The sequence below is a fragment of the Acinetobacter sp. NBRC 110496 genome (genome assembly GCF_000876115.1).
GTDB lineage: Bacteria > Pseudomonadota > Gammaproteobacteria > Pseudomonadales > Moraxellaceae > Acinetobacter.
The window spans coordinates 1-8,922 of sequence record NZ_BBTF01000084.1; the positions used below are offsets into that span (position 1 = coordinate 1).

Annotated in this window: 4 protein-coding genes; all 4 read right to left on the reverse strand. The window is 35.6% G+C overall.

The window, feature by feature from the left end; translation table 11 throughout:
* On the reverse strand, positions 1-242 hold a 242-nt coding region (locus tag Aba26S_RS19885; RefSeq protein WP_043974630.1), incomplete at its 3' end, for a hypothetical protein.
* 168 nt (positions 243-410) lie between these two features.
* Complete coding sequence (locus Aba26S_RS19890; RefSeq protein ID WP_043974632.1) at positions 411-5,924, reverse strand: DEAD/DEAH box helicase; 5,514 nt, start codon at positions 5,922-5,924, stop codon at positions 411-413.
* Entirely contained in the window at positions 5,921-6,961 is a 1,041-nt protein-coding gene (locus Aba26S_RS19895) for a hypothetical protein (RefSeq protein WP_043974635.1), read from the reverse strand. Before Aba26S_RS19895 ends, Aba26S_RS19890 begins: the two co-directional genes overlap by 4 nt.
* Before the next feature lie 9 nt (positions 6,962-6,970).
* Positions 6,971-8,839 (reverse strand): hypothetical protein, encoded by a 1,869-nt coding sequence (locus Aba26S_RS19900; protein ID WP_043974637.1) that lies wholly within the window; start codon positions 8,837-8,839, stop codon positions 6,971-6,973.
* Positions 8,840-8,922: the final 83 nt, after the last annotated feature.

The window sequence follows — 8,922 nt, forward strand, 5'->3', positions numbered from 1 at the left end:
TTGTAACGAATTAATGAATATGTTTTATAGATAGCAGATTGCATTTCTAGGAAACCTTTCATTACAGAAGATGTTATTGTCTGATGATATTTTTCACCTGAAACATGTAAATTAAAGGGTGTAAAATCCTTCACAACAATATTTAAATTTTCTATATTTATTTTATCATCCAATATTTTCTCTAAAAGCTTAATAGCATCTATCTCATTTGAAATAAAATAATCTTGCACAAGAACACTCATTGATTTAACACCCTATAATTCACTAACATCTAATCTGCTTCATTAAATTAACAGCACAAAAAACCTATAGTTACAAATAAGATTCTACTAACTACAGCCTTAATTTAAGTTGTGATAGGTAACTATTAATACCACCCATCACATTATAATTTCACTTTTCACCATTTATTAATTAGTTTCAAAAAGCTCTTTGATCTTCTGGTGTATATTAGGAAGGTTAGATCTAAGTATATACTCATTGACTGCTAGAGAAAAATCTACATTATTTGCAGAATAAACTGGATGAATAAACTCTTTTTCAAGAAGACCAGGATAACAACCTAATGCTAGCTTCCGCCCATCTCGCTCTATTAACAATGGGGCTTCAGGTATTCCTTTTTCAAAACATTCAAAACCATCCAACTCTAAAACACTACTCAGTTGTGACATTGTATTTATCTGTACATGAGGTAGCGAATAAGAGGGTTCTTCTCCATGAATAGCATATCTTAGAAGTGATGCACCAAGTCTTCTATCTAAACGACTTTGGATATGTTGGTTATGAAAGTGATTCAGACATTCTGTACAGGAAGTATCACATGAGCAATTATCTAATAAAGCTAACGTAGCATTCAGAATTTCTGTTAAGTTTCTTGAAACAACTTCAGCATATCCCCCACCGCCTGAAAGGGTGTCATATAGAAAAACATCTAACATGCGAGCTTGCTGGGTTTCTAAAGCTGGTACGACACGAAAACTGGAACCAAACTCAGCAGGATCAATATCCAATTGAGGATGGCGACTTGCTGCCAATCGTAATGCTTCAGCAATCGTATGAAGAGCATCTTCAAGTATATATAGAGATATAGGATTAGTTGTATCATTCACAATCGGTGATGAAACTTTCAATCTTAATAACAATAAATCAGTCCGGAAATCATATCCTAAAATAACGCGCTCATATTCACCAGAACATTGCATTTTTGAACTTTGATATGGACGAGAATGAGGCCTTTCAGGTAGTTCATGAGGATTGTAGACAGTAGCTCGACCACAATCAGTACATACAGAAAACCCTCCTAACTCTCCATTCTCTTTACCCCAGTTAACTGTTACTAACCTTTGATCGACAGCATGAGTAAAAATAGCATTTGGACCACAAGATTTAAACATAAAACTTTCAGGATCAACAGGTTGTGGAAATTGTGCCATTGTTGCAAAGGTTATTTCCTGCTCACGATCATCTTCTCTAAGTTCTTTAGCACCCTCTGCACCAAAAACTTCAGGCTGTATCATAACTTCTTCTTTTAATTTTCCTTTACACACAGGACAAATATGATCCTCCTCTAGAACTTTATGTTTATGTGGATCACGCATAAAAGAACAAAACTCACAGTGTATTAATTTCTTAGCTGCCATAAAAAGCGGTTTAGCTCGACTAATCTCACCCGTTGGAAAATCAGCAAAGACTCCTCCCGATCGATAAGTCTTTTTATCAATAACAATTAACCTTCCAGGAGCATATTCACTTAGGGCTTTAGATAAAGATTGTTGAGGCCTTTGAACCGTACGTGTCTCCCATAAGCCTTTACTGTTCTTCGAGGCTTTTTCTACTAAGAAGCTACTTAAATTAGTTGGGAATGCATAACTTGGTAACAAACCATGAAAAAATAAGAATTCAAGTAAATTCTCTTGTTCTAGCTTTGATTCAAGATCGTTATTTTCAGTCTGTTGTTCAGTAACTAAAGAACTAGGAGGTAATATATTTTTTCCTAGATGACTTAAAATCTTCAAGAAATCTTTGCTAACCTCAACAAGCCATTCTTCAAGCGTAGATCCATTAGTCTCAAGTGATGAAGGAAGCCAATTAACAATAGACCCTCTTAAATCACCATTCGTGGATAAAATACGACGTGAAACCCACTCTTCAAAACCATTAAGATTAAGGTTAGTCTCTGTTGCTCCATGGAAAAAATCTTTTGTAAGCCCAAGAGCCTTTTCCAAAATTGAAGTTTTTTCACTAGATCCACACAAATCTTTATTCATAATTTCATGAAAAAAGGTTTGAATTAAATAAGCATGAACATGTCTTCTGGCAATTTTAGAATTATCAACTTTTACTTCTGGAGTACGTGGCGGACCTGCTACAATATGTTCTGGATTTAAGAAATAATAACTATCATGAGGTCCTGTCTGCGAATATGTCACAACTGTCGAAACAGAAGAGCCTCTACGCCCTGCCCGCCCAGCTCGTTGCTGATAATTTTCACGCTGAGGTGGCACATTCCTTAATGCTACAGCGACTAATGAACCAATATCTACTCCTACTTCCATTGTTGTAGTACAGCTAAGAACGTCTATTGGTCTATCAGAATCATCTATAAGTACGTCTTGAAATCTAAGTTCATAAAGTTCAGTAGTAGCATGAACACTATTATTATCTCGATGGGATAATTGAGCTGTGTGTTCTTCTACACTTAAATTTGACAATCTATAGTTTGCTGTAAGAGCATCATGTATAGGTAAGCGCCAAAAACCTTTACGTGCAGCTATATAATTATTTTCCACAGGATCAACTGGCTTTGTATCATCACTGCCGCAGGCTAAACAAATCCTATCATTAAAAGCCAAAGGCATGAGAGCAGTACATTCTATACATTGAGTCCAAACATGATATAAATCAATTTTCAAGCGAAGTGAATTAGTAGAGAGAAACCACACATCATCTTTTTTACTTGCTAATTGCTTACAGAATATAGATTCAACAATCTCAACAATTTCATTATTCCATCCTAACCGAACAATAAGAGCTTCTCTAAATGCGGCTCCAAATTTTCCTTTACTACCCCAATCTGGCTTGTAATAGCCAGCAGCTTTACTACGAATTGTCGGATCTATAGTTTCATCAAAGGCAAAATCTTGCAACAATGTATCAATCCAAACTACTGCGAGCGCATAGACATCTTCGTCATCGATAGTTAGTCCTGCGTTTTTTATCTCATTCTTTAGTTTTGAAAGTTTTGTTTTTACAGGTTCAACAAAACCAACAGTTGTTCCTGAAAGTGAATAATAGTTACTACAAAGTAATTTAAGCAAAACTATTTGGTATCTTGCAGGGATATCTGGCGGACAAAAATCATCATCGAAAGCTTGCTTTAAACTACCATCATAGTCGCGCTCAAATTCATTACGAATAGTCTCAATCTTTTTTGCATCGTATCCGTCAAAAATAGATAAGTCATGCTCAGATAAAATAGATATGAAAGCAAGATAGAGATTGGCATTAGGTTTTGCTTCCTTTGAAATTTTTTCCAATCGAACACAAGCAAGAGCAATCACTTGTCGGAATACATCAAGTTCAATATTGCGAGGCATATCTCGAGCTAATCGAGCTGCTTTTTGTCGCCCATCAGAAAAGATGAGCACTTTTCTACCACCATTAGGATGTTTAGCATCGAAAGAACGGCTAGCTGGTTGCCGAATCATCTGCGTTCTAATTAAAGTCGTGAAAGGATCCTCACCTTTGGTCAGATGATCCATAATTTTAGAAGTTTCACTCTTAGAACTACGTGTTTTACGGATGCAAATAGGGCACTCATCAAATACAATCTCTGGTTCGACTGCTGGTTTATCTGGTACACGAACCTTTCGAAATCCCGAAGGATTAGATGGACAAATAGATAAAAGTCTACCAGTTGAAATATGTAACCACATTTCTCTATAACGACTACGTGGATGTACATCTTCTTCAATTAAAATTTCAATAGGAATAAGATTAGCAACACCATCCAGCGATAAAGGGCCACTCGGCTGATCCCAAACAAAATCCATATCCGAGTTAACATAACCACGGATAAATGCTGCTCCGCAATCACGGTGTGTAAGTAGCTCATATACTCTTCCTTTCTCTTCGCAACCACACCAATTCATAGGTTTAGTATGAAGACGACCTAACAAAGAGGGTCTTTGGCGACTTGCAAGTCTTTCTGAACAGACAGGATTCACACATGCAAATAATCCTGGTAAGCCTCGGTGAAAGAGATGAAGACGTGTTGGAATTAAAATGCGCCCATCTGAAGTACGTCTAGCACTACTCCCGAGAGCAAGCAAAACGTCCATAGCTTTTATAGATTTATCTAAGGTATACCCAGGAAATAACTCATCTCGGAGATCATCGAGTCTAACAGCCTTACCTGATACCTTTGAAATGAGACTTTCAAGGGGACCGAACCCCTCCATATTCTCAAAAAGCCAATTTCTTAATTCTTCATAATCTTTGAGAACTGATACTTTCCATCCCAAATTACTTGCAAGTTCATTAATAGCAATTAATGCATCATTTAAATTATTAACAGCATTTTGGAAAGCAGCTAAATTAAACTTAGCTAATGCTTCCACCTCATTTGATGTTGCATTTCTTGCTATTAAACGAGACTCTGTAGTACCTTGAATTACCTTAAAATCTCGAAAAGAACTTTCTTGTAAACCTGTTAAATCACGTGCGAAACGTTTACCATCCTCAATGGCTGTTTGGCCAACCCCAAGACTTGCGCTAGTTAATATACATCGCATACGTTCACGAGGAATTTCTAACCGTGCGCAAAGACGCCTGATTAACAGTGCTACCTCAGCCCCCCCAGCACCTCGGTACATATGAGCCTCATCAATAACTAAAATGAATTCATTCCTTGAATCTGATTTAAGCCAATTTTTAGTTTGCTCGAAGATTTCACTCTCAATAGGCCGCATAAGCATATATTCGAGCATTGAATAGTTAGTAATAATTAATTCAGGACATTCTTGCTGCATTTCATGGCGAGTCATAAGTTCACGATCATCGGGCTGAGTCTTTAAACGCGAACTCCAATTGTTAGAAGTAAATGGCTTACCAATTTTTTTACCTGATGCATAGGTTTTATTCTCAACAGCATCTTGTTTATAAAAACTATCGAGATCTTTACTAGGCCAACGACCTATTCGCTCCAACTCTTTCTTAATTTCTGTTTTTTTCGAAATCTTATTATAGAACTCCTCAAAAAGCGGTTTAATAAATCGCTCATCTCTTTGAGCAGATCTTTGTCCTGGATAAGGTGTTCGTCCAGTATAACTTCCAAAACGTATAGGTTTTTTTCTCTTATTTAATAAAATATTCGCAGCCTCTGAATTACCAAGAAGTCGACGAATACGTGCAAGTTGATCATTAACCAATGCATTCATTGGATATAACAGCATTGCCCTACAACCAGGTAAAATAGCTGATTCAGGCCTTTCTTCACCTTCTATTGCCAATGTCCCTATAATAGGCATCAAAAAACTTTCTGTTTTCCCTGAACCTGTACCAGTGGCTACTACAAGATCAGCAGCTTCCTCTCCCAAGAATGCAGCTAAAGCTTGAGCTTGATGTGTATAAGGTTTAGGAAATAAACCTATATTTAATTCAGCAATTTTGGTAAGGGCACTTATAGCTGGTTTCGGAATAGGTAGTTCTTCATACGAGTCGATCTGTTTATAAACTAATGTAGACTCAATATAAGGAACTTGAGCAATAGTACCTACTTGTTTAAGTAATGCATGTCTTTCCTGGATCAAACTCTCATCACGAATATGGTATTGAGCCTCAATATACTGACGAAGACTTTTAGCTAAACTTTTTACAGTTTCATGTACACCAGATGCTTCTATTATGTTCCCTTTAGTATTCATCGATTCGCCCCTCCATCAATACATTCTTCCAACACAATTCTAAGTCTCTCGCAAACTTTACGAATAACAGGCATTACTTCTACAGGAAATGTATATTCTTTTTCATAGGAATGTTGGGTCTTAGATAAATAATTTTGCCAACCAAGCAGAAGAACTTTTGCCTCATTTTTTGGTAAACTACGTTTTAGCTTTAATATTAATAAGTCCTTACCCATTACAGCTCTAAGTCTAATAGGCCGACCATAGCGGGCATCCAAATAAAAACGTAGACGTTTTGCATCATCAAAATTTATAGAAGCAAGTTTTTGAGCTCTTCCGTGATTAAATTCACCAATAAAATAGTTTACATTTTGTCCACATACAGTTTTACAAAGGTTTAGGCTATTATCTATTTTCGTTACTTCAGTAAGTTGCATCCATTTACCTTTTAAATATATTAGTACCTCACCCAAATCATCAGGCACATTAACAAATTTCTTAGTAGCTTCTTTCAAAAAATGCACAGACCATACATCAAGATTTTCATAAGGTAGACCAATCCATTCATCAATACTCCATACTTCTGCCCAATTGTCACAAATAGCTTGCTCAATTATCCGGACTCTTCCACTTACCCTTATTGATGCAATAACTGGTGAAGGGAGTGTATTCAAAGCCCCTCCTCCAAATAAAATTGCCTTACCACCATCAATATTTAAAACATGGGGAGGAGCAGGAAGCCATCTTCCACCATGAAGCCGAACCATGTCGCCCAAGTCATGTAAATCATTTAATAAATCAAGCACAGTTAGATCATTATTATTTTCTTTATCGTCTAAATTATTCCATATAAGTCTGAACCTATGACGTACCATATTGGTAAGCCTTATGGACGATATAGGTTGCCATACCCCATGTTCTTGCGAGCAAATATACATCATTGCTCTTAGACACTCAGATATAGCTGAAATTCGCACCCCCTCTCCCACTAGATAACAATTTAATTCTCTAGCAATAAACTTTTCTGCTTCCAAAACGGATAAAGATTTCAGCTTCATATCATCCCCTTAATCAGATATTTCTCGCTGTTCTACTAATTCTCTCTCTGCAATACGTGTAATCTCAACAACTGGTTCCCCTAGTATTCTGGCCCAAGGAATAATCCATGAAACTAATAAAAAATGAAGATCATCTTTGGAAACATCACTTGGTATAGCACTAAGAATCTGAAGATAATTAACAATTAAACGACGCCATAGATTACCACCCTCAAAATTTACCTCTCTTAAAATCTCTTTCAGGTCATCAACTTTTGAAAGCGCTTCATCAAATTCAAGTCCCTCAAGAGTATTCCAGTTTTTTTCCAAAAGATTTCCATACTTCCACGAAGGGAATTTACTAGTTACCCCTCTCATTTTTATAGTATCTGTATCAAATAAAGGGCCTAACTCAGTAACTGTACCACCATCGGGAAAAGTTGCAGGTCCCTTAGTCCAAGTTGCAATTAAAGCTAATCGTCCAAACTCTAGAAAACCATATTGTCTCCGTATAACAATATCTCGAATTTCAGCACCATAAACTTCAAAAGCAGAAAGATTTACACCTTTTAATATTAAACAACCTGAAGTATTAATAGTTTTTTCAATGTAATCAGTTCCTTTATCACCATCTATTAAACCAATCGGTACTCGCCACTCATGATAGATTGGACCTCCAATAGCCGCCGCGACAGCATCTGCTATTAAATTAGCAAGTGATCCTGAAAATTGTACTATCTGTCCAGCTATAAAAGTCGCAATAATTTGTCGAGCAATTACTTCAGACTTAATAACTCCCACGGCTTTAAGATTAAATGCGACCAAATTACAAGCCTCTTTAACAGAGGAAATATCAACTAAATCTCCTTCTACTTCATACTCTACTAATCTATTAGTTTGCTTTATATCTGCTTCATTATTCTGGTTTAATGACATACCCTCTAGCATAGTAACCTGAGCAATTAAATCATCTATAACTTTTAAACTATTTTCTTTCTGTTTTTCACGTTCTAAAAGACCCGTTACAATATTTTTTATACTCATCAAATCTTTTTTTTCTTCTTGCAATTCTTTTATATTAATAGAGAGCTCCTGAATATCCATTTTCAGAGATGAAACTTGTAAACTAACTTCCGTAATCTCTTTTTTTACATCACTTTCAGAAACAAAAAATTTATCCACAACCTCTTGAACAAAATCAATTTTTTTAAAATTATTTTCCAAACCATCTCGTAACAAATTTATTTCTTTTGAGTTACTATTAGATTTTCTAATAGTTTCTTCTAGACTATCATTAAAAGAACTGAAATAAGGCTCAAAATTATCTAAACGTTTAATAGCATCTAATGTATTATTTTTTACTTTATTAAAACTTCGTTCAATCTGTTCTAAACGGGAGGAAAACCCATTAATCATTCTTTCTCTTTCAATAACTTTGGCTGTTTTGAAATGGATAAACATTTCATTAGTATTAGCATGCTCTGGAAAGCAACTAAACATAAATAGTTGTTCAATAATTTCTCTTTCAGCTTCAGGAAAGAGTTTTTTTAATTCTAAGAAAAATGCTAGCCCTGATTCAGAAGTTGACTCTATACTTTCTCCAGTTGGGAAATTTTCTCCTAATTTAAATTTTGCCCATGAATACCAAATATAAGCAAAACATACCCAGTCGGTTGTCTTTTGAACACTGAGTTGAGGATGAGCTAAATGTGTGATTAATCGTTTTTGCTTTTCTTTGAGCTCTGCTGGAGAATTAGGCCGAAAACCTTGGACTTTTGGAAGAATTTTATAAGCATCTTTACGAATATTTAAGGGAACATCTTCAATAAATGTAACGATTGTAGCTTGACCTAAGGCTGAAATTCGTTTCTGAGCTTCTTGACTGTATTGATAATTCATTTTAATCCTCCTCTCTTAAATCCACTATTATTCAGTTCAATTTGAAAAACTTCCTTCATTAATAAACGATAGTGTGGAATCAA

Excerpts from the sequence above, each read along its gene's own strand:
- Aba26S_RS19895 (WP_043974635.1), bottom strand. The coding sequence starts at position 6,961 with ATGAAGCTGAAATCTTTATCCGTTTTGGAAGCAGAAAAGTTTATTGCT.
- Aba26S_RS19890 (WP_043974632.1), bottom strand. The coding sequence starts at position 5,924 with ATGAATACTAAAGGGAACATAATAGAAGCATCTGGTGTACATGAAACT.
- Aba26S_RS19900 (WP_043974637.1), bottom strand. The coding sequence starts at position 8,839 with ATGAATTATCAATACAGTCAAGAAGCTCAGAAACGAATTTCAGCCTTA.